The 21,920-nt window shown below is 31.1% G+C and carries 29 protein-coding genes; all 29 read left to right on the top strand.

From position 1 onward, the window contains the following. The 29 genes from rplE (at position 1) to Q0V67_RS06915 (ending at position 21,845) form a co-directional block, all read left to right on the top strand. Entirely contained in the window at positions 1–552 is a 552-nt protein-coding gene (rplE, locus tag Q0V67_RS07055) for a 50S ribosomal protein L5 (protein WP_297598230.1), read from the top strand. A 21-nt stretch (positions 553–573) separates the two neighbouring features. Continuing rightward, on the top strand, positions 574–861 hold the full coding sequence (gene rpsN, locus Q0V67_RS07050) for a 30S ribosomal protein S14 (protein ID WP_297598228.1): 288 nt from the start codon (positions 574–576) through the stop codon (positions 859–861). 23 nt (positions 862–884) lie between these two features. Continuing rightward, positions 885–1,280, top strand: a complete 396-nt coding sequence (gene rpsH / locus Q0V67_RS07045) for a 30S ribosomal protein S8 (protein WP_297598226.1) — start codon at positions 885–887, stop codon at positions 1,278–1,280. A gap of 18 nt (positions 1,281–1,298) precedes the next feature. Next, positions 1,299–1,835 carry a 50S ribosomal protein L6 gene (rplF, locus tag Q0V67_RS07040; RefSeq protein ID WP_297598225.1) on the top strand — a complete coding sequence of 179 codons (537 nt, stop codon included), beginning with the start codon at positions 1,299–1,301 and terminating at the stop codon, positions 1,833–1,835. Positions 1,836–1,880: 45 nt separating this feature from the next. Continuing rightward, on the top strand, positions 1,881–2,249 hold the full coding sequence (gene rplR / locus Q0V67_RS07035; RefSeq protein ID WP_185875517.1) for a 50S ribosomal protein L18: 369 nt from the start codon (positions 1,881–1,883) through the stop codon (positions 2,247–2,249). A gap of 24 nt (positions 2,250–2,273) precedes the next feature. Continuing rightward, positions 2,274–2,774, top strand: a complete 501-nt coding sequence (gene rpsE / locus Q0V67_RS07030) for a 30S ribosomal protein S5 (RefSeq protein ID WP_297598223.1) — start codon at positions 2,274–2,276, stop codon at positions 2,772–2,774. Positions 2,775–2,787: 13 nt separating this feature from the next. Then, entirely contained in the window at positions 2,788–2,970 is a 183-nt protein-coding gene (rpmD, locus tag Q0V67_RS07025) for a 50S ribosomal protein L30 (RefSeq protein WP_047384421.1), read from the top strand. A 3-nt stretch (positions 2,971–2,973) separates the two neighbouring features. Continuing rightward, complete coding sequence (rplO, locus tag Q0V67_RS07020; protein ID WP_297598221.1) at positions 2,974–3,453, top strand: 50S ribosomal protein L15; 480 nt, start codon at positions 2,974–2,976, stop codon at positions 3,451–3,453. Between the two features lie 35 nt (positions 3,454–3,488). Next, positions 3,489–4,769 carry a preprotein translocase subunit SecY gene (secY, locus tag Q0V67_RS07015; RefSeq protein WP_297598220.1) on the top strand — a complete coding sequence of 427 codons (1,281 nt, stop codon included), beginning with the start codon at positions 3,489–3,491 and terminating at the stop codon, positions 4,767–4,769. A 60-nt stretch (positions 4,770–4,829) separates the two neighbouring features. After that, the gene (locus tag Q0V67_RS07010; protein ID WP_297598219.1) at positions 4,830–5,471 is read left to right on the top strand and encodes an adenylate kinase; all 642 of its coding nucleotides are present in this window, start codon (positions 4,830–4,832) and stop codon (positions 5,469–5,471) included. Between the two features lie 25 nt (positions 5,472–5,496). After that, positions 5,497–6,264, top strand: a complete 768-nt coding sequence (gene map / locus Q0V67_RS07005) for a type I methionyl aminopeptidase (RefSeq protein WP_297598218.1) — start codon at positions 5,497–5,499, stop codon at positions 6,262–6,264. 111 nt (positions 6,265–6,375) lie between these two features. Next, entirely contained in the window at positions 6,376–6,594 is a 219-nt protein-coding gene (gene infA / locus Q0V67_RS07000) for a translation initiation factor IF-1 (protein ID WP_040407300.1), read from the top strand. A gap of 28 nt (positions 6,595–6,622) precedes the next feature. Continuing rightward, positions 6,623–6,736 (top strand): 50S ribosomal protein L36, encoded by a 114-nt coding sequence (gene rpmJ / locus Q0V67_RS06995; RefSeq protein WP_185875523.1) that lies wholly within the window; start codon positions 6,623–6,625, stop codon positions 6,734–6,736. Positions 6,737–6,893: 157 nt separating this feature from the next. Continuing rightward, on the top strand, positions 6,894–7,250 hold the full coding sequence (gene rpsM, locus Q0V67_RS06990; RefSeq protein WP_185875524.1) for a 30S ribosomal protein S13: 357 nt from the start codon (positions 6,894–6,896) through the stop codon (positions 7,248–7,250). 59 nt (positions 7,251–7,309) lie between these two features. Next, positions 7,310–7,699 carry a 30S ribosomal protein S11 gene (gene rpsK, locus Q0V67_RS06985; RefSeq protein WP_297598217.1) on the top strand — a complete coding sequence of 130 codons (390 nt, stop codon included), beginning with the start codon at positions 7,310–7,312 and terminating at the stop codon, positions 7,697–7,699. 64 nt (positions 7,700–7,763) lie between these two features. Then, on the top strand, positions 7,764–8,351 hold the full coding sequence (rpsD, locus tag Q0V67_RS06980; protein WP_297598216.1) for a 30S ribosomal protein S4: 588 nt from the start codon (positions 7,764–7,766) through the stop codon (positions 8,349–8,351). A 26-nt stretch (positions 8,352–8,377) separates the two neighbouring features. Further along, positions 8,378–9,355: a DNA-directed RNA polymerase subunit alpha gene (locus tag Q0V67_RS06975; RefSeq protein ID WP_297598215.1), complete on the top strand. Its 978-nt coding sequence runs from the start codon at positions 8,378–8,380 to the stop codon at positions 9,353–9,355. Positions 9,356–9,380: 25 nt separating this feature from the next. Next, a complete protein-coding gene (gene rplQ, locus Q0V67_RS06970; RefSeq protein ID WP_297598214.1) occupies positions 9,381–9,731 on the top strand; it encodes a 50S ribosomal protein L17 in 351 nt (116 codons plus the stop codon). Positions 9,732–9,969: 238 nt separating this feature from the next. Further along, positions 9,970–10,170 (top strand): cold-shock protein, encoded by a 201-nt coding sequence (locus tag Q0V67_RS06965; RefSeq protein ID WP_297598213.1) that lies wholly within the window; start codon positions 9,970–9,972, stop codon positions 10,168–10,170. A gap of 103 nt (positions 10,171–10,273) precedes the next feature. Next, positions 10,274–10,891, top strand: coding sequence for a dephospho-CoA kinase (coaE, locus tag Q0V67_RS06960; RefSeq protein ID WP_297598212.1), 618 nt, complete (start codon positions 10,274–10,276; stop codon positions 10,889–10,891). Beyond that, entirely contained in the window at positions 10,860–13,010 is a 2,151-nt protein-coding gene (locus Q0V67_RS06955) for a U32 family peptidase (RefSeq protein WP_297598211.1), read from the top strand. Before coaE ends, Q0V67_RS06955 begins: the two co-directional genes overlap by 32 nt. Before the next feature lie 51 nt (positions 13,011–13,061). Then, positions 13,062–13,508 carry a phosphatidylglycerophosphatase A gene (locus tag Q0V67_RS06950; RefSeq protein ID WP_297598243.1) on the top strand — a complete coding sequence of 149 codons (447 nt, stop codon included), beginning with the start codon at positions 13,062–13,064 and terminating at the stop codon, positions 13,506–13,508. Between the two features lie 15 nt (positions 13,509–13,523). Then, positions 13,524–14,732, top strand: a complete 1,209-nt coding sequence (locus Q0V67_RS06945) for a CinA family nicotinamide mononucleotide deamidase-related protein (protein WP_297598210.1) — start codon at positions 13,524–13,526, stop codon at positions 14,730–14,732. After that, positions 14,732–15,280, top strand: a complete 549-nt coding sequence (locus Q0V67_RS06940; protein WP_297598209.1) for a cupin domain-containing protein — start codon at positions 14,732–14,734, stop codon at positions 15,278–15,280. Before Q0V67_RS06945 ends, Q0V67_RS06940 begins: the two co-directional genes overlap by 1 nt. Before the next feature lie 15 nt (positions 15,281–15,295). Next, positions 15,296–17,812: a DegV family EDD domain-containing protein gene (locus Q0V67_RS06935; protein ID WP_297598208.1), complete on the top strand. Its 2,517-nt coding sequence runs from the start codon at positions 15,296–15,298 to the stop codon at positions 17,810–17,812. 150 nt (positions 17,813–17,962) lie between these two features. Further along, positions 17,963–18,952, top strand: a complete 990-nt coding sequence (gene galE, locus Q0V67_RS06930) for a UDP-glucose 4-epimerase GalE (RefSeq protein ID WP_297598207.1) — start codon at positions 17,963–17,965, stop codon at positions 18,950–18,952. A gap of 59 nt (positions 18,953–19,011) precedes the next feature. Then, positions 19,012–19,719, top strand: coding sequence for a biotin--[acetyl-CoA-carboxylase] ligase (locus Q0V67_RS06925; protein WP_297598206.1), 708 nt, complete (start codon positions 19,012–19,014; stop codon positions 19,717–19,719). A gap of 9 nt (positions 19,720–19,728) precedes the next feature. Further along, positions 19,729–20,772 (top strand): tRNA 2-thiouridine(34) synthase MnmA, encoded by a 1,044-nt coding sequence (mnmA, locus tag Q0V67_RS06920; protein WP_297598205.1) that lies wholly within the window; start codon positions 19,729–19,731, stop codon positions 20,770–20,772. A gap of 11 nt (positions 20,773–20,783) precedes the next feature. Further along, a complete protein-coding gene (locus tag Q0V67_RS06915; protein WP_297598204.1) occupies positions 20,784–21,845 on the top strand; it encodes an aminopeptidase P family protein in 1,062 nt (353 codons plus the stop codon). Positions 21,846–21,920: the final 75 nt, after the last annotated feature.

The raw sequence follows: 21,920 nt of genomic DNA, 5'->3' as shown, positions 1-21,920 counted from the left end.
GTGTCTAAATACGTTTCTAGATATCACAAATTATATAACGAAACAATAGTTGCTAACTTAGTAAAAGAGTTAGGATTATCTAACGTTATGGAATGTCCTAAATTAGACAGAATCGTTATCAACATGGGTGTTGGAGAGGCAACTCAAAACGCTAAGTTAATCGATGCTGCTATGGGAGATTTAGCAATAATTTCAGGACAAAAACCAGTTGTAAGAAAAGCAAAAAAATCAGAAGCTGGATTTAAGTTAAGAGAAGGAATGCCAATCGGTACAAAAGTTACTTTAAGAAAAGAGAGAATGTTCGATTTTCTAGATAGATTAGTAAATGTAGTTCTTCCAAGAGTAAGAGACTTCGAAGGAGTTCCAGCTGATTCATTTGATGGAAGAGGAAACTATTCTCTAGGATTAAGAGATCAATTAGTTTTCCCTGAGATCGAGTTTGATAAAGTTGACAAGCTTTTAGGAATGTCTATCACTATAGTATCTTCAGCTAAAACAGATGAAGAAGGAAGAGCTTTACTTAAGGCATTTGGAATGCCTTTTAAAAAGTAATAGTGAGGAGGTTAAAGTTAAATGGCTAAAAAGTCAATGATCGCTAGAGAAGTTAAGAGAACTACTTTATGTGATAAATATGCTGAAAAAAGAGCTGAACTGAAGAAGAGAATCAATGAGGGAGACATGGAAGCTATGTTCGAGCTAAACAAGTTACCAAAGAACTCTTCGGATGTTAGAAAGAAAAATAGATGTCAATTAGATGGAAGACCAAGAGGATTCATGAGAGAATTCGGAATTTCGAGAGTTAAGTTCAGACAATTAGCAGGTGCTGGACTTATCCCAGGTGTAACGAAGTCATCTTGGTAATTGATGAAAGGAGGATTTAATAGATGTTTTTAACAGATCCAATTGCAGATATGTTAACAAGAGTTAGAAATGCAAATGCTGTAATGCATGAGAAAACAGATGTTCCTCACTCTAACATAAAAGAGAGAATCGCTGAGATTTTAAAAGAAGAGGGATATATTTCTAACTTTAAGATAGTAACAGATGGAAATAAAAAGAATATAAGAGTGTATTTAAAGTATGATGGAAGAGAAAGAGTAATCAAAGGAATCAAGAGAATTTCTAAGCCAGGAAGAAGAGTTTACTCTTCTGTAGAGGATATGCCTAGAGTATTATCAGGTTTAGGAATCGCTATCGTTTCAACTTCTAGAGGAATCGTAACTGATAGAGTTGCTAGAAGAGATAACGTTGGTGGAGAAGTTCTTGCATTCGTTTGGTAAAAACTAGGAGGTAGCCATATGTCAAGAGTAGGTAAAAAGATCATAGTGGTACCTGCTGGGGTAGAAGTTACAATAGCTGCTGAAAATGTAGTTACTGTAAAAGGTCCTAAAGGTACTTTAACTAAAAAGTTTAACGAAGAGTTAACAATAAATATGGAAAACAACGAAATAAACGTTGTAAGACCAAATGATTTACCAGCAGTAAGAGCTATACATGGAACAACAAGAGCTCTTATAAACAACATGATTTTAGGAGTTTCTGGAGGATTCAAGAAATCTCTTACATTAGTTGGAGTTGGATACAGAGCAGCAGAGAAAGATAACGGATTAGAGATGGCTTTAGGTTATTCTCACCCAGTTATAATCAAAGCTGTAGATGGAATCAAAATGATAGTTGAAAAGAACACAACTATTCACATAGAAGGAATCGAGAAGGATGTAGTAGGACAAGTTGCTGCTGACATCAGATCGAAAAGAGCTCCAGAGCCTTATAAAGGAAAAGGAGTTAAGTATTCTGATGAGGTAATCAGAAGAAAAGAAGGTAAGAAATCATAATACTAGTTTAAAATGACTAGTGTGCTGAATAAGGAGGTTAAAACGTTGTTTAAGAAAGTTAATAGAGACGCTATTAGAAGAAGAAAGCACTTATCTATCAGAAATAAAATTTCTGGTACAGCTGAGAGACCAAGACTTTCTATATATAGATCAAACAACAACATCTTTGCTCAACTAGTTGATGACGTAAATGGAGTAACTTTAGTTTCTGCATCTACAATCGATAAAGAGATCAAAGGGAATGTAAAGCATGGTGGGAACATCGAGTCTGCTAAGCTTGTTGGTAAAGCAATCGCTGAGAGAGCTGTAGCAAAAGAGATATCTGTTGTAGTATTCGACAGATCTGGATATAAATACACAGGAAGAGTAGCTGCCCTTGCAGAGGCTGCAAGAGAAGCAGGACTTAAATTCTAATTCTTGTAGAGAGGAGGACTTAACTTGTCTAAGTTAGTTAAAGAAGAAAAACAATTTCAAGAGAAATTACTTAAAATTTCTAGAGTTTCTAAGACAACTAAAGGAGGAAGAACAATATCTTTCTCAGTTTTAGCTGCTGTAGGAGACGCTGAAGGAAATGTTGGAATAGGTTTAGGAAAAGCGAATGGTGTACCTGATGCAATCAGAAAAGCAATCGCTTCTGCTAAGAAAAGTATGGTAAAGGTTTCTTTAAAAGGAACTACTATTCCTCACGAAATCGTTGGTAAGTGGGGAGCAACATCTATCTGGATGGCACCAGCTTACGAAGGTACTGGAGTTATCGCAGGGTCATCTTGTAGAGAGGTTCTTGAATTAGCAGGGGTACACAATATCCTTACAAAAATCAAAGGATCAAGAAACAAGCATAACGTTGCAAAGGCTACAATCGAAGGTTTAGCAGCATTAAGAACTGCTGAAGAGGTTGCAGCATTAAGAGGAAAAGAAGTAAAGGAAATCTTAAGCTAGGAGGTAAATAAAGATGGCAAAGCTTAGAATAGAGCTTGTAAAAAGCATAATCGGAAGAAAGCCTAACCATATAGCTACTGCAAAGTCGCTAGGGCTTAAGAAGATGAATGATGTTAGAGAGCACAATGTGACTCCAGAGTTAATGGGAAAGATTGCTCTAATTTCTTACCTAATAAAAGTAGAGGAGGTGCAATAATCTATGAAATTAAATGAATTAAAGCCTTCTGTACCAAGAAAAGCTAGAAAAAGAATAGGTAGAGGAGAATCTTCAGGTTTAGGAAAGACTGCTGGAAAAGGAAGCAACGGTCAAAACTCTAGATCAGGAGGAGGGGTAAAACCTTACTTCGAGGGTGGACAAATGCCTTTATACAGAAGAACTCCAAAAAGAGGATTCTCGAATGCATTATTCAGAAAAGATTATGCAATTATAAACTTATGTGATTTAAATAGATTCGAAGAGGGAACTGAGGTAACTCCAGAGTTATTAGTAGCTGCTGGTGTAATCAAAAAAACTCTTGCTGGAATCAAAGTATTAGGAAATGGAGAGCTTGAAAAGAAAGTTTCTGTAAAAGCTCATAAAGTTTCTGCTTCTGCGAAAGCAGCTATCGAAGCAAAAGGTGGTTCAGTAGAAATACTTGAAGTTAAAACTTTTGCTGATGTAGCAAAAAATAACCAGTAATTAACGCTTGTTATTTCAATGTGAGGTGAAGAATTTTGGGTTTAATTGAAAAGTTTGAAACGAAGCTTAGAGGTATATTTAAAATTCCAGAACTGAGAGAGAGAATCATCTTCACCTTATTAATGTTCCTAGTAGCTAGGGTAGGGACTTATATCCCTGCTCCTGGTGTGGACATTGATCGTTTAGCTCAAATGACTGCACAAAGCGATTTGCTAGGCTATATTAATATGTTCTCAGGTGGGGCTTTCCAAAGAGTATCAATATTTGCATTGGGAATTGTTCCTTATATCAATTCATCAATTGTATTTAGTTTACTAGCAGTAATTATTCCTAAAATTGAAGAAATTCAAAAAGAGGGAGAATCTGGAAGAAACAAGATCACTCAATGGACTAGATATCTGACAATTGTAATAGCCATAGTTCAAGGAATTGGAGTATGTACTTGGTTACAATCAGTAGGATTAGTAACAACACCAGGGGTAACATTTTTCTTAACAACGATAGCAACGTTAACGGCTGGAACAATATTTTTAATGTGGGTAGGGGAACAAATTTCTATCAAAGGGATAGGTAATGGAGTTTCGCTACTAATATTTTTAAATGTTATTTCTGGAGCACCGGGGGCGGTTATCCAAACTATACAAGATATGAGAGGGAGTAAGTTTCTTATTCCTGTTTTGTTATTAGTGGGGATTGCTGCAATATTAACTATTGCAGGAATTGTTGTGTTCCAGTTGGGACAAAGAAAAATACCAGTTCACTATGTTGGAAGAGGATTTGCTGGAAATAATGGAATGGGTCAAAATTCATATATTCCATTGAAACTAAATAGCTCAGGTGTAATGCCAGTTATTTTTGCTTCAGTGGTTATGATGATACCTTCTTTAGTGGTAAATATTCTTCCAGGAGAGTTTTCTGGGAAAGTAGTACTTGCTAGAATATTTAGTGACCAGCATCCTGTATATTTAATACTATATGCTGCTGTAATTATATTCTTCTCGTTCTTCTACACTTCAATAGTTTTCGATCCTGAAAAGGTTGCAGAAAATTTAAAGCAAGGTGGAGGTACGATTCCAAGTATTAGACCTGGAGCAGATACAGCTGATTATCTTGAAGGAGTCGTAACTAGAATAACTTGGGGAGGAGCTATATTTTTAGCTTTAATCGCCATAGCACCAATGGTACTATTTAAAGCCTTTGGACTACCGATATTTTTCGGTGGAACTGGAATTATAATAGTTGTTGGAGTTGCTCTGGATACAGTACAACAGATAGATGCTCATCTTATCATGAAAGAGTATAAAGGATTTTTATAAAATCTTGGCACGGCATAAGTCGTGCCATTTTTATTTAAAAGGATAAAGGAGATGGAAAAAATGAATATAATGTTATTTGGAGCCCCTGGTGCAGGGAAAGGAACTCAAGCAAAATTCATAATAGATAAATATGGTATTCCTCAAATTTCAACTGGAGATATGCTAAGAGCAGCTATTTCAGAAGGAACAACAATGGGAATGGAAGCTAAAAAATTTATGGATGAAGGAAAATTAGTTCCAGATTCAACAATCATAGGAATAATAAAGGATAGACTTTCTGAAGAAGATTGTAAGAAAGGATTTATTCTTGATGGATTTCCAAGAACATTAGCTCAAGCAGAAGCTTTAGAAATTTTATTAAAAGATTTGAATATGAATTTAGATAAAGTTATATCTTTAAATGTTCCAGATGAATTAATAGTTGGAAGAGTTGTTGGAAGAAGAGTATGCCCTAATTGTGGTGCATCTTTCCATATAGAGAATAATCCTCCAAAAATAGATGGAAAATGTGATTATTGTGGTTCAGACTTAATATTAAGAAAAGACGACAATAAAGAGACTGTTGAAAATAGATTGACAGCTTATCATGAACAGACAGCTCCACTATTTGATTTTTATGCTCAAAGAGGAGTTATGTTTGAAATAGATGGAACTAAAAATATCAATGATATAACAAAGGAAGTCTTTGCTATTTTAGGATAATTAAGAGCCTAGAAAGGATTGGAATATGATTATATTAAAAACATTAGAAGAGATTGAAGAAATAAAAAAACCTTGTCAGTTAATAGCAAGATTATATAAAGAGGTTTTACCTCAATATATAAAATCGGGAGTTTCAACTGCGGAGCTAAATGATATAATTGAAAAATATTTAATAGAAAATGGAGCTGAATTGGCAACAGTGGGTGTTGGTGGACCAATTAACCCATATCCAGCTGGATCTTGTATTTCTGTGAATGAAGAGGTTGTACATGGCGTTCCTAAAAAAGATAAAATTTTAAAAGATGGAGATATAGTGAGTGTGGATGTAGTTGCAAGAATGAATGGTTACTACGGAGATTCTGCTATAACTTATCCTGTCGGTAAAATTGATGAAGAATCTCAAAAATTAATTGATGTTACGAAAGAAGCTAGAAGAATTGGAATTGAACAAATGGTTGCAGGAAATAGATTGGGAGATGTAGGAAATGCAATTCAAAAATATGTAGAATCCAATGGTTTTAGCGTTGTAAAAGATTTTGCAGGACATGGTGTTGGAAAAGCAATGCATGAAGATCCATGTATACCTAATTTCGGAAGAAAAGCAAGAGGTATAAAAATAGAAAACGGAATGGTTTTAGCATTAGAACCTATGGTGAATGTAGGTAGTTATAAGATAGATATAACTAACGATGGATGGACAGTTGTTACAAAGGATGGGAAGAGATCGGCTCACTTTGAGCACACTGTTGCAATAGTAGACGGAAAACCAGTTATTTTAACTGAACTAGACTAGGAAAATATTGATTATAAAGGTGTTTTAAAACACAAAAAATACAAAATTTATCTAGACTTTTTGTAAAATAAATGTTAAAATAATATGAATTTCTGTTCGATAGGAGGTAGTATGTCGAAAAAGGATGTTATCGAATTAGAGGGAACTATATTAGAGGCCCTTCCAAACGCGATGTTTAAAGTAGAGTTAGAAAACGGACACACAATTTTAGGGCACATCTCTGGTAAAATGAGAATGAATTATATCAAAATTTTACCTGGAGACAAAGTAACGGTACAAATTTCTCCTTATGATTTATCTAGGGGAAGAATAGTATACAGAAAAAAGTAAAGTTATGATCACGAGAGGAGGTAATTAAGTGAAAGTAAGAGTATCAATTAAGCCTATTTGTGACAAATGTAAAGTTATCAAGAGACACGGGAAGATCAGAGTTATCTGTGACAACCCTAAGCACAAACAAGTACAAGGATAACTTGAAAAGTTTTACAAAACTAGTACTGACATGGGAAGTACTGTAAAGGTATGTTAGGCTGTAGAGCTCATACTCGAAAGAGGCATACCGAAGAAAGTCTTAGTCGGTTGATATACTGACGGATATATAAAAATTTTCGGAAGAGGAGGAACGAATTTTGGCTAGAATCGCAGGTGTAGATATTCCTAGAAATAAGAGAGTGGAAATCGCTTTAACTTATGTTTACGGAATTGGAAAACCAACTTCACAAAAAGTTTTAACAGAAGCAGGAGTAAACTTTGACACTAGAGTAAAGGATTTAACAGAAGAAGAGTTAAATAAAATCAGAGCCATTGTTGAAGGTGTAAAAGTAGAGGGAGATCTTAGAAAAGAGATCAGACTTGCAATAAAGAGACTTATGGACATCAGATGTTACAGAGGTTCAAGACATAAAATGAACTTACCAGTAAGAGGACAGAAGTCAAAGACAAATGCAAGAACTAGAAAAGGTCCTAAAAAACCTATAAAAAGATAGTTTTAAGCTAATTGTAGTATAGTAAAAAACGGAATTTTATCGTAAGGAGGTAGCTTAAATTGGCTAAGAAGAAAGTAGCTAAAGTTAAAAAGAAATTGAAAAATATTCCAGCAGGAATAGCTCATATACACTCAACTTTCAATAACACAATAGTAGCAATTACTGATGTGGATGGTAAAGTGGTAAGTTGGAGATCAGGAGGAACTTCTGGTTTCAAGGGAACTAAAAAAGGAACTCCATTTGCGGCTCAAATCGCAGCAGAGCAAGCAGCTCATATTGCAATGGAGAACGGAATGAAAAAGGTTGAAGTAAAAGTGAAAGGACCTGGATCAGGAAGAGAAGCATGTATCAGATCTCTTCAGGCAGCAGGATTAGAGGTTACAAAGATTACTGACGTAACTCCAGTTCCACACAACGGATGTAGACCACCAAAAAGAAGAAGAGTGTAATTAACTCAATATTCAAGCTCATTATTGTAGAGAAATTATTAAGTGAAGGAGGAACAAAAAAGAGATGGCAAGAAATAGACAGCCTGTTTTAAAGAAATGTAGAGCTCTAGGAATCGACCCAGTGGTTTTAGGAGTTAACAAATCTTCAAATAGAGGGCCAAGACCAAACGCAAACAAAAAGCCTACTGAATACGCAATTCAGTTAAAGGAAAAGCAAAAGGCTAAATTTATATACAATGTAATGGAGAAGCAGTTCAGAAAATTATATGATGAGGCTTCAAGAAAGGATGGAGTTACAGGTTTAACTTTAATCCAGTACTTAGAAAGAAAATTAGAGAACGTAGTTTATAGACTAGGTTTCGCTAAAACTAGAAGACAATCTAGACAAGTTGTGTCTCATGGACATATTGCAGTTAACGGAAGAAAAGTTAACATTGCATCTTATAGAGTAAAAGCAGGGGATGTAGTATCTGTAATCGAGAACTCTAAAAATTTAGAGATCATAAAGGCTGCAGTAGAAGAGAAAACAGTTCCAGCATGGTTAGAGTTAGATAAAGCTAACTTCGCAGGAAAAGTTCTTCAGAACCCAACTAAAGACGATTTAGATTACGATTTAAATGAGGCTTTAATAGTTGAGTTCTACTCAAGATAATAAATCCTTTGACAGGAGTTGATTAAATGTTAAAAATAGAAAAACATGCTAAGGGTATTAACATTACCGAATTAAAAACAAGTGACTTTTCAGGTCAATATGTTATAGAACCTTTATATAGAGGATATGGACATACAATTGGTAATGCTTTGAGAAGAGTTTTACTATCATCGATACCAGGTGCTGCAATCAAAGGTGTTAGAATTGATGGAGTACTAAGTGAATTTTCAGTTATGGAAGGTATTAAGGAAGCTGTAACGGAAATTTTATTGAATGTAAAAGAGGTAGTAATAAAGGCAGAAACTGCTGGAGAAAGAAAAATGACTCTTTCTGCAAAGGGACCTAAGACTGTTACAGCTGCTGATATAATACCAGATATCGGATTAGAGATTGTAAATCCAGATCAAATTATCTGTACATTAACTACAGATAGAGAGATCGATATGGAATTTATAGTTGATACTGGTGAAGGATTTGTTGTTGCTGAAGAGATAGAGAAAAAAGATTGGGCTGTAGATTTTATAGCAGTAGATGCTATATATACACCAATTAAAAAAGTATCTTACTCAGTTCAGGATACAATGGTTGGAAGAATGACTGATTTCGACAAGTTAACTTTAGATATAGAAACTGATGGAAGTGTAGAGATAAGAGACGCTGTTTCTTATGCTATAGAGCTTCTAAAGTATCATTTAGATCCTTTCCTAGATTTAGGAAACAAAATGGATCACTTAAGAGTAGATCTTGAGGAAGAGGAGGAAACTCCAGCATCAGTAAATAAAGTTGATGATATAATGAATACTAGAATTGAAGAACTTGATTTAACAGTTAGATCATTTAACTGTTTAAAGAAAGCAGGAATTGAAGAGGTTGGACAATTGGCAAAAATGTCAATGAATGAACTTCTAAAAATAAAGAATCTAGGAAGAAAATCACTGGATGAGATCCTTGAAAAAATGAAAGAACTTGGGTTCGATCTTAATGGAAATGGATCTGTAGAATAATTAAGATAAGGAGGCTAACTGACTAATGAACCACAATAAATCATATAGAAAGTTAGGGAGAAGAGCTGACCATAGAAAAGCTATGTTAATGAACTTAACAATATCTCTAATTTTATCAGATAGAATAGAAACTACTGTTACTAGAGCAAAAGAACTTAGAAAGTTTGCTGAGAGAATGGTTACTCTTGGTAAAAAAGGAACTCTTGCACATAGAAGACAAGCATTCGCATTTTTAAGAAGTGAAGAGGCTGTAGCTAAGATATTTAATGACTTAGCTCCAAAGTATTCTGAAAGAAATGGTGGATACACAAGAATAATGAGAACTTCTGTAAGAAGAGGAGACTCTGCTGAGATGGCTATAATCGAATTAGTTTAATACTAATTCTTAAAAAGAGATTGATTAATCAATCTCTTTTTTTTATTTATATAACATTATTATATTCAAACAAAAATAAATATATATATTTAAAAAAAACTGAAAATAGTGATTAATAATTTATTTTTTTCTTCAAAAAACAAACAATATGTATTGCAATTATAATAATATTAGGGTATAATATAGCCATAAAGTGCCTAGGGGGACTTATATTACTTTATTATATTCGGAGGTTAAAATGTTAAAAGGAACAGTAAAATGGTTTAACAAAGAAAAAGGATTTGGTTTTGTAACATGTGAAGAGGGAAAAGATTATTTTGTACACTTCACAGGAATTATTGGGGATGGGTTTAGAACTTTAGAAGAGGGACAAAGAGTTTCTTTTGTTGTTGAAGAGGGAAATAAAGGTCCAATAGCTAAAGAAGTAGCAGGTGCTTAATAAGATAAAACCATGGGTGAAATTATATTTCACCCATTTTTTTTTATAAAAAAACCTAGAAAATATGATAGAATATAATATATTCTTTAAAAGGAGATCAATTATGATATTAGGATTAACTGGTGGAATAGGAAGTGGAAAATCGACAGTGAGTAAAATTCTAAATTCAGTTGGAATAAAAGTTTTTGATGCGGATTTAATAGCTAAAGATATACTGGAATTAAAAGAAGTAAAAGAGGAAATAAAAGAAAAATTAGGAAATAAGTTTATAATAGGTAATAAAACAAATAAAAAATTATTGAAAAAAGAGATTTTTAGTGATGATGAAAAACTAAAAATTTTAAATGGAATAATTCATCCGAAAGTAAAAAGATATTATGAAAGTTTAAGTGAAAAATTTTTAAAGAAAAAAGAAATAGTAGTTTTTGATATACCTCTTCTATTTGAAGTTGGTTTAGAGAGTTTATGTAATAAAGTGATAGTGGTAGATATAGATTCTAAAATTCAGATAGAAAGAGTTAAAAAAAGAGATAGTTTGAGTAGTGAATTTATAGAAAAAATACTAGAAAAACAAATGCCAAGAGAAGAAAAATTAAAGAAAGCAGATATAATTATTGAAAATAATGGAAGTTTAGAAGAGTTAGAGAATAAAGTATTTGCTTTAATAGAAAGAATAAGAGAGGAAAAATATGAAGATTGTAGCCCCAGCGGGAAGTATTGAAAGATTTCATGCAGCAATAAAAGCAGGTGCAGATGAAATATATATGGGAATAAAAGGATTTGGAGCAAGAAGGAATGCGGTAAATTTAACATTAGAAGAATATAAAGAGGCTATTGATTACGCTCATTTAAGAGGGGTAAAGGTTTTTTTAACTTTGAATACAATAATGATGGATGTGGAGATAGAAGCAATATCTATAAACTTAAAAGAACTTTACAAGCATGGTTTAGATGCTGTAATAGTTCAAGATTTTGGATTAGCTAAATTTATAAAAGAAAATTATCCAGGGCTAGAATTGCATGGAAGTACTCAAATGACAATCGCTAATCACATAGAAGCAAATTATTTGAAATCTATAGGTTTTGAAAGAGTTGTTTTGCCAAGAGAATTAAGTTTTGAAGAAATTAAACAGATAAGAGAGAAAACAGATATTGAACTTGAAATATTTGTTTCGGGAGCTTTATGTGTGTCTTATTCTGGAAATTGTTATATGAGTAGTTTTATAGGTGGTCGTAGTGGAAATAGAGGGATGTGTGCACAACCTTGTAGAAAAAAATATATGTCAGAAGAGAATGAAAGCAAGTATCTTTTAAGTCCCAAAGATCAATTTTATGGATATGAAGAGATTCAAAAATTAAAAGAAATAGGAATAGACAGTATAAAATTAGAAGGAAGAATGAAGGAGCCCAACTATGTTTTTCAAACAGTTTCTTATTATAAAGAATTAATTGATGGGAAAATAGTTGAAGAAAAAAGTTCACATATTTTTAATAGGGGATACAGTAAAGGATATTTTTATAGCAACAGGGCTAATTTAATAAATCCTAATTTTGCTAGTAACATAGGAAAAGAATTAGGAATTCTAAAAGGAAGAGAGTTAAAGCTTAGTGAAAGAATAGTTTTAGGAGATGGAATAATTTATTTATCTAAAAATTATGAAAACTTAGGTGGAACCTATATAAATAAAATAGAAACCCTAGATAAAGAAGTGAAGAAAACAGCAGAAAAAAATGAAATAATAATTATTAAAGATACACCTAAAGGGACAAAGTATATTTTTAGGAACTATTCTAAAGAGGTTAGTGACCTAACAGAAAATAGATTGAAAGTAGTGGACAAAAAAAAATTAGTAGAATTTGAATTTAAAGCTAAAGTTGGAGAAAAAGCAAGAATAGAAGTAGCTACTTACAACAATAGAAATAAAAAAATAAATATTTTTTTAGAAAGTGAAAATATATTAGAAAAGGCAAAGAATAAAGCAACTTCAAAAAGTAGTATAGAGGAAAAAATATTAGAAATTGGAGATACTACATTTGTTGGAAAAGTTATAGATATTGATATTGATGAAGATATATTCCTACCAATTTCTTTATTAAAGCAACTTAAAAGAGATTCTATATCAAGCCTTTCAAAACAATTGGTTTTAAGCTATAGAAAGTCTGATTTTGAAAAAATAAAAAAACTAGAAAGAAAAGTACCGGTTCAAAAAGACATGATTTTATCAGCAATTGTTTCAACGGAGAATCAAGCAAAAATATTGAAGGAATTGGGAATAGAGAAAATTTATTTTAAAGGATATGATGTAGCAAGAGAAGGTATTTTAAAAGATATAGATCTAACAAATAAAATGGCAACAAATCTTTATCAAGCCTTGAAAAATAAAAACTCGAAGATAACTATGGGTTGGAATATGAACATCTCAAACCGTTATGCTTTTGAACATTTTTCATCTTTAGAAAAAATAGATACAATAATAGTCTCGCCAGAAATAAGTTATAAAAGATTAGAAGAAATTGGAGAAACAAAGATAAAAAAAGCGGTATTGGTATACGGAAGACCAAGAGCTATGTATACAGAACTTCCATTATTTGAAAAAGAACAAAGTGAGATTATAAATGAACAAGGGGATAGATTTACTGTTTTAAAAAATGCTATAGGAGCTAGTGAGATATATTTAGAAAAACCATTAAATATTTTAAAAGATAAAGAATATTTAAAAAAATTAGGTATTTCAGAACTTGTTTTAGAATTTACAACGGAATCAGAGTTAGAAATTAAATCTGTCTTGGATGGATATGGTGAATATAGAGTGTATAACTATGAAAAAGGGGTGTTTTAGTTGAAGAGAAGAACAGTTAAGAATTTAGCCACAGTATTTGGATTGGGAGAGATGCCTGTAGCCCCAGGAACGTTTGGAACTTTAGGAGGAATACCAATCTATATAGGATTAGTGATGTTAAAAAAAATGTTTCCAAACAATATGATATATAACTCTTTTTACTTTATGTTTTTAATGACATTTTTTGCAGTGGCAGTTTATGTATCTGATATTGCAGAAAGAGAGATATATAAAGAAAAAGATCCACAGGCAGTAGTAATAGATGAAGTACTAGGATTTTTAACAACATTATTTCTAATAAATCCAGTTGGAATTTTTCAAACATCAATGGCAATTGTAATTGGATTTGTTATATTTAGATTTTTTGATATAACAAAGATAGGTCCAATATATAAATCCCAATTTTTTGGAAATGGAATAGGAGTAGTATTAGATGATTTTTTAGCAGGAGTAATTGGAAATTTCTTGATGGTTTGTATTTGGACTATATTTTTTTAATGGGGTTGATTAGAAATGAGATGTAGCTTGATATTAGTGGGAACAGAGCTATTAAACGGAGGCACAGCAGATACAAATAGTTTATATATGGCTGAAGAGTTGAATAAATATGGAATGAAAATAGCGTATAAATTGACAGTAGGAGATTCACTGAAAGACATCATGGAAACATTGGTATTTGCAAAAAAAAATAGTGAATTGGTGATAGTTTCTGGTGGATTAGGACCTACTGATGATGATTTAACAAAATTAGCAATAAGTAAATTTTTGAACAAAAAACTTATAGTTGAAAAAAACGAACTTTTAGATTTAAAAAATAAATTTGAAACTTTAAATATAAAATTTTTAGATAAAAATCACAAGGAAGTTGAAAAACCAGAAGGGTCAATATCTATAAAAAATGGAGTAGGTATGGCACCTGCCTTTTTTATAGACGATATAGTTGCTTTTCCAGGAGTTCCAAAAGAGTTATATGATATGTTTCCTAAATTTTTAGAATTTTATTTTAATACAAAAAAAATAAATATAGATCCAATATATATAAAAGATTTAATTGTTATAGGGATACCAGAATCTCATTTGGAAGAAAAAATAAAACAATATTTTATAAATCCAAATATAGAATATGAGTTTTTAGTAAAAGATTATGGTATAATAGTTAGAATGCAAAGTACACAATCTAATAAAAACACAGTAGAAAAAATTAAAGAAAAGATATATAATAGTATAGGTGAGAACATATTCGGAGAAGATAAAGAAACATTAGAAAACAAAATAATAAATTTGTTAAAAAATAGAAATTATACAATTTCAGTTGCAGAGTCGTGTACTGGTGGATTATTAGCAGCTAAATTTATAGAGATACCTGGAGTTTCAGAAATATTTGAAGAGGGAATAGTTTCTTATAGTAATTTTTCTAAAGTAAAAAGACTAAATATAGATAAAAATACAATAGATAGGTATGGAGCTGTAAGCAAAGAGGTTGCAGAAAGAATGGTTTTAGGATTAGATACAGATATAGCAATCTCAACAACAGGAATAGCTGGGCCAACAGGGGGAACAGAAGAAAAACCAGTAGGACTTGTTTATGTAGGAATTAGAGTAAAAGATAAAATATCAACTTTTAAATTTAACTTTAAAGGTGATAGAAGTCGAATCAGACAAAAAGCAGTTCTCCATAGTCTATTTGAACTTTATAAAATATTAGAGGAGGATGAACAGTAGTGAGTATAGGAGAAAGAATAAAAAAAAGCAGAAATGAAAAATCATTATCATTAAGAGAATTAGCAACAATGGTAGATTTATCAGCAAGCTTTTTATCACAAATTGAACAGGGAAAAGCATCTCCTTCAATAGAAAATTTAAAAAAAATTGCCAATTCATTGGATGTAAGGGTTAGTTATTTAATAGAAGATGAAGAGGTTAAAAAAAATTCAGACTTAATAAGGGCAAAAGAGAGAAAGTTTGTGGAAAGTGTAGATTCAAATACGACTATATCTTTGTTAACATCTTCGAATATAGAGAAAAGTATGGAACCTATTTTATATGAAATAGGAGCAGGTGGAGAGAGCGGAAGAAGTTATTACACACATCCTGGAGAGGAGTTTATATTTATCCTTGAGGGAAGTTTAGACATATATATAGAGGAAGCGGTTCATTCACTACATGAAGGGGATAGTTTTTATTTTAAATCTAGTCAAAAACATAGATTTAAAAATAATTCAGATAAAAGAGCAAAAGCTCTTTGGGTGGTAAATCCACCAACATTTTAAAAATGGAGGAAAATAATGAATATAGAAGTAAGAGTATTAAACTCTACAAGGCTGACAAAATTATTAATTGCGGCAAGTAGATGGTTATCAAAATATTCAGATGTTTTAAACGATCTAAATGTTTATCCTGTTCCAGACGGAGATACAGGAACAAATATGTCAATGACACTACAAGCTGTTGAGAATGATTTAATAAAGCTAAACCATGAACCAGATATGGAGGAGTTAGCTGAAATAGTTTCGGAAGCAATTCTACTGGGAGCAAGGGGAAATTCAGGGACGATATTATCACAAATAATACAAGGGTTCTTAGAAGGTGTTAGATCTAAAGAAGAGGTTACTGTAGATGATGTTAAGGTAGCTTTTAGATTAGCTAAAGAAAAGGCATATAAGGCAGTTAGTGAGCCTGTAGAAGGAACTATGTTAACTGTAATAAGAAGAGTAGCTGAGGAGGCTGAAAAATATCAAGGACCATCAGATAATTTCATTCCATTTTTAGTTTATTTAAAAGAAGCGGCATATGATGCAGTTCAAGAGACTCCAAACCAGTTACCAAAGCTAAAAGAAGCAGGAGTTGTAGATGCTGGTGGACAAGGAATATTTTATATTTTAGAAGGTTTTGAAAAGTCAGTAACAGATCCAGATATGTTGAATGATTTAGAAAGAATAGTTCAATCTCAAGCTAAGAGAAAAGATTTAATGGAACATTCAGTTATGCATGTATTTGAAGATATTAAATTTAAATATTGTACAGAGTTTGTAATAGAGTCGGGAGATTTTGATTTAGATGATTATAAGTCAAAAATAATAAATTTGGGTGATTCAATGGTATGTGCTCAAACTTCAAAAAAAACAAAGACACATATTCATACAAATAATCCTGGATTAGTATTAGATATTGCAGGAAAATTAGGAAATCTTTCAAATATTAAGATTGATAATATGGAGATTCAACATAAAAATATGTTACTAGCGGATGCAGAGCACCATAAAGCTAATAAAACAGGAAAGATATTAGTTCAAAATGAAAATAGTAAACCGGTTGCTTATTTTGCAATAGTTGATAATTTAGAATTGGGAAATCTATTCTTAGATAATGGAGCGACAGCTGTTCTTATAGGAGGACAAACACAAAATCCAAGTGTTGCAGATATAGAAGATGGTATAAATAAAATAAAGGCAGATAAGATTGTAATATTACCAAATAATAAAAATATAATCTCTTCAGCAAAGCTTGCCGCTGAAAGATCATCTAAAGAAATTACAGTTTTAGAGACAAAAACAATGCTTGAAGGAGAGTATGTTGTAAAAAATAAGGACTTTGGTATAGATGATATATTAAAGCAATTACCTTTTAATAACTCTATTGAAATAACACAAGCAGTAAGAGATACAAAAGTTGATGAGATAACAATTACACAAGGAGATTATATTGCTCTAATTGATGGTAAAATAAAATTAAGAGCATCTACTTTAGAGGAGATAGTTGAAAAAGTTTATAATACTTGTATAAATAGTGAAACATTAAATATATTTGCTTGTATTGGTAAAGGCTCAACGGAAGAAGCAAATAAAGTTTTAAAAAATATAAGATCTAAAGTAAAATATTCAGATATGGTTATTGGGCAAGAAAATTATCCTTACTATATATATATAACAAATAGAAACCCAGAGTTACCAGAGATAGCAATAGTAACTGATTCAACATCAGATCTGACTGCAGATATGATAAAAGGATTGGATGTAGATATAATTCCTTTAAAAATTAAACTTGAAGGAGATACATACTATAGAGAAGGTGTAGATATAACAAAAGGAGAGTTTTGGAAACAACTATTAAAAGATGGGGTTGTGCCAAAAACATCTCAACCATCTCCAGCTGAATTTAAAGAATTATATGAAAAATTACTTGAGAAAGGGTATAAAAAAATTATATCGATTCATATTTCAAGTAAACTAAGTGGAACTCAACAAGCGGCAAGAGTTGCAAGAGGTATGTTAAATAAAGAGGACGATATAGCTATTGTAGATTCAAAAGCGGTAACTTTTGCTTTAGGACATATAGTAATAGAAGCTGCAAAAATGGTTCAGAATGGGAGTTCATTTGATGATATTATTGAATGGATAGATGAGACTAAGAATAAGATGAAAGTATACTTTGTTGTAAAAGAATTATCTTATTTAGAAAAAGGTGGAAGAATAGGTAGAGCTTCTTCCGTAATTGGTGGTTTCTTAAAAATAAAACCAGTTTTAAAACTAGAAAATGGTGAAGTTTGTATTGAAGCTAAAGCTTTAGGAGAAAGAGGAGCTTTATCTTATATGGAAAAAATAATTAAAAATGAGAAAAATTCAATAATCATGTATACTGCTTGGGGTGGAACTCGTAGCGAATTAGAGGCTGCTGACCAACTGAGAAGTATTGCTGAAAAAACTAAAAAATTGGATTATAGAGGAAGATTTGAGATAGGAGCGACAATAGCATCTCATACAGGACCTGTATATGGAATGGGAATACTAAATAAAATAAGATAAATCAGAAATAGCTAGATTAAAAGTCTAGCTATTTTTATAAATTAATCTTTTTTTAATTATTAAAAAAAGTATTCGTATAATTATTGCTAAAAAGATTGACTGAACCTTGAAAACTAAATATAATAAAGAAAAAACCTAGAGGAGGAAAAAATGGCAATATTAGTTTGTGGTGGTTCTGGATATATAGGAAGTCATGCTGTAAGAGCTTTAATAGAAGCAAAGAGAGAGGTTATAGTATTAGATAATATGCAAACCGGTCATATAGAAGCTATTCCAGAGAATATTAAGTTAGCTCTAGGTGATTTAAGAGATATAGAATTTTTAAATAGAGTGTTTGAAGAAAATAAAATAGATGGAGTTATACATTTTGCAGCAGATTCATTAGTGGGTGAGAGCATGACTAATCCAGCTAAATATTTTGAGAATAATGTGATGGGAAGCATGAATCTATTGAATACTATGAAAAAATATGGAATAAAAAACATAGTGTTTTCATCAACAGCGGCCACATATGGAGAACCGAAAAATATTCCAATACTAGAAACGGATGAAACAAAACCAACAAATCCATATGGTGAAAGCAAATTAATGGTTGAGAAACTTTTAAAGTGGTATGATTATGCATATGGAATAAAATACACGGCTCTTAGATATTTTAATGTAGCTGGAGCATATCCGACAGGTGAGATAGGTGAAGATCACTCGCCAGAAACACATCTAATACCAATTATATTACAAGTAGCTTTAGGAAAAAGAGAAAAAATAGCAATATATGGAGATGATTATCCTACTGAAGATGGAACATGTATTAGAGACTATGTTCATGTAATGGATTTAGTAGATGCACATATTTTAGCTTTAGACAGATTATTCAAAGGAGAGGAAAGTGGTATTTATAACTTGGGAAATGGAGAGGGATTCTCTGTTAAAGAAGTTATTGAAGTGGCACGAAAAGTAACAAAACATCCAATACCAGCAGAAGTATCACCAAGAAGAGCGGGAGATCCAGCAAAGCTGGTTGCAAGTTCAAAAAAAGCTATGGATGAATTAAAGTGGATACCAAAATATTCGTCATTAGATGTAATGATAGAAACTGCATGGAAATGGCACAAAGAAAATCCAGAAGGATATAATGATTAAAAAAAATTAGGCAGATAATATTCTGCCTAATTTTATTTTTTAAAATTAAAAGGAGAGAGATGAGAGTTTATAAATTTGATGAGATAGATTCAACAAATAAATTTTTAAAAGAAAAGTTAGATTTAGAAGAAAGAGATTTGGCAATAGCTAAAGTTCAAACAGCAGGAAGAGGTAGAAGAGGGAATAAATGGATTTCATCTGAGGGATCAGCTCTATTTTCATTTTGTTTAAAGCATGACAATTCAATCAAAGAAGAGGAGTATATGAAGTTGTCTTTAGTTGTAGGATATTCTCTTTTAAAAACTATGCAAAGAATAGAACCTCAAGATTATAAGTTTAAATGGACAAATGACATATATTTAAATGATAGAAAATTAAGTGGTATTTTAATAGAGAAAATAGGAGATTATTATATAATAGGAGTAGGAATAAATATAAATAACTGTAATTTTGGAGAAGCGAATGATGTAGCAATCTCTTTAAAAAATAAAACTGGAAAAACATATGATATTGAAGAGATTATAAAACATGTTGTAAATTCATTTTTTAAAGATTTTTTTAAATTTAAAGCTGGAAACTGGCAAGAGATATTAAATGAAATAAACAACGTTAATTATTTATATGGGAAAAGAATTGATATTGTAGGAGTAACTAAAGAAGAAACTGGAATAGCAGGAGATATACTTTTAGATGGAAGACTTGAAGTTTTTATAGGAACGGAAATAAAAAAATATAATATAGGAGAAATTCACATTTCGAAGAAATAGAGGAAAAGAATGGACAGAAAAAAAGTAATTTTAGGATTAAGTGGAGGAGTTGATTCATCAACATCGGCTTATATGTTAAAAGAGGATGGATTTGAGGTTGTTGGAGTAACTTTAATTTGTAGTGAAGAACAAAAAAAATCTCAAGATTTGTTGGATGCAAAAAAACTAGCAAAAAAATTAAAGATTAAACATATAGTATTAGATATAGTTGAAGAGTTTAAAGAAAAGATAATAAAATATTTTATAGATGAGTATTCAAATGGAATGACACCATCACCTTGTGTAATTTGTGATGAAAAAATAAAAATAAAAAAACTTTTAGAAATAGCTGATTTAGAAAATGCATATTTTATAGCAACAGGTCATTATTGTGAAATAGAGGAAGAGAATAGTTTTGAAGAAACTCTTTTAAAAAAACCAAAAGATGAAAGAAAAGATCAAGGATATATGTTATATAGAATAAAGCCAGAAAATTTAAAAAGAATAATTTTTCCACTGGCAAAATATGAAAAAATAGTTGTTAGAGACAGAGCAAAAAAATATGGAATAGATATGCATGATAAAAAAGATAGCCAAGGAATATGTTTTGCTAAAGAAGGATATTTAGCTTTTTTAAAAAATAACTTAAAAGAAAATATAAAACCCGGAAATTTTATAGATAAAGATGGAAATATTTTAGGGAAGCATCAAGGATATCAGTTGTATACAATAGGACAAAGAAGAGGATTAGGAATTATTTTTTCTAGAGTATATTTTATTCTAGATATAATACCAGGATCAAATGAGATAATTTTGGGCGATTATATAGAGTTAAATAAAAAAAGAGTAGAACTTGATAACTTTGTACTCCATATTTCTAAAGAAAGATTAAAAAGGTTAAGTTTGGTTGCAAAACCAAGATTTTCCAGCTGTGGTTTTAGTGGGAAAATAATATTTGAGGAAGAAAAAGTATACTTTGAATACGAAAAAGAAAATCCACAAAATGCAAAGGGGCAACATCTTGTAATATATTCAGATGAATTTGTAATCGGTGGAGGAAAAATAATATTTTAAGGGGGAAAAAAATGAAATTAGAAAGATTGATGAAAGAGAAAGATGTGGATGCAATATTGATAACAAACATGTTAAATATCAGATATTTTACAGGTTTTACAGGAACAACAGGAATAGTGATTGTAATAGGAAAGAAAAAATATTTTTTAACAGATTTTAGATATGTTGTTCAAGGGAAAAATGAAGTAGAAAAAAATGGGTTTGAGTTAATATGTGAAAATATATCCACATTAAAAAAGGTAGGAGAGCTATTGAAAGAAAATAGAGTGAAAAAATTAGGAATTGAAAACCAATCTGTTACTCTTGATCAGTTTGATCTTTTTAAAAGTAATTTCGGAGATATAGAATATATAAATTTAAACGATTCTTTTATAAAAGAAAGAGAGATTAAAAATGAGTTAGAAATTAAACTAATTCAAAAATCTATAAAAATTGCGGAAAAAGCTTTAGAGTTAACAGTCCCAAAAATAAAAGTTGGGATAAAAGAAAGAGAGATAGCTGTTGAACTAGAGTATCAAATGAGAAAATTAGGAGCATCAAAACCATCATTTGAGATTATTGTAGCATCAAATGAAAGATCAGCTTTACCACACGGAGTAGCAAGTGAAAAAGTGATAGAAGAAGGATTTTTAACAATTGATTATGGGTGTTTTTACAAAGGATATGCTTCCGATATAACAAGAACATTTTATGTGGGAAATACTCCAAAAGAAAAGCATTTTGAAATTTATGAGATAGTAAGAGTTGCAAATGAACTTGCAATAAAAGCAGTAAAACCAGGAATATCAACACACGAATTAGATTTGATAGCTAGAAATTACATAAAAGAAAAAGGATATGGAGAATACTTTGGACATGGACTTGGACATGGGATAGGATTACAGATTCACGAGTATCCCAGTGTTTCATTCAAAGCTGAGAATAAAATTTTAAAAGAGGGGATGATAATTACAATCGAACCTGGTATATATATTCCAAATTTTGGTGGAGTTAGAATAGAAGATGATATACTTGTAACAAAGAATTCATATGAAATTTTAACAAATTTAGAAAAAAATATGATAAAACTATAAAAAACGTTCGTAAAAAACACGAATTGATGAATAATATATATGTTATTTATAAATGATATATAAAATTAATCTTTT

The sequence above is a fragment of the uncultured Cetobacterium sp. genome, from assembly GCF_947072685.1.
GTDB lineage: Bacteria > Fusobacteriota > Fusobacteriia > Fusobacteriales > Fusobacteriaceae > Cetobacterium_A.
Note: the sequence above shows the minus strand (reverse complement) of the source record. Positions and strands in the feature narration are given on the sequence as shown.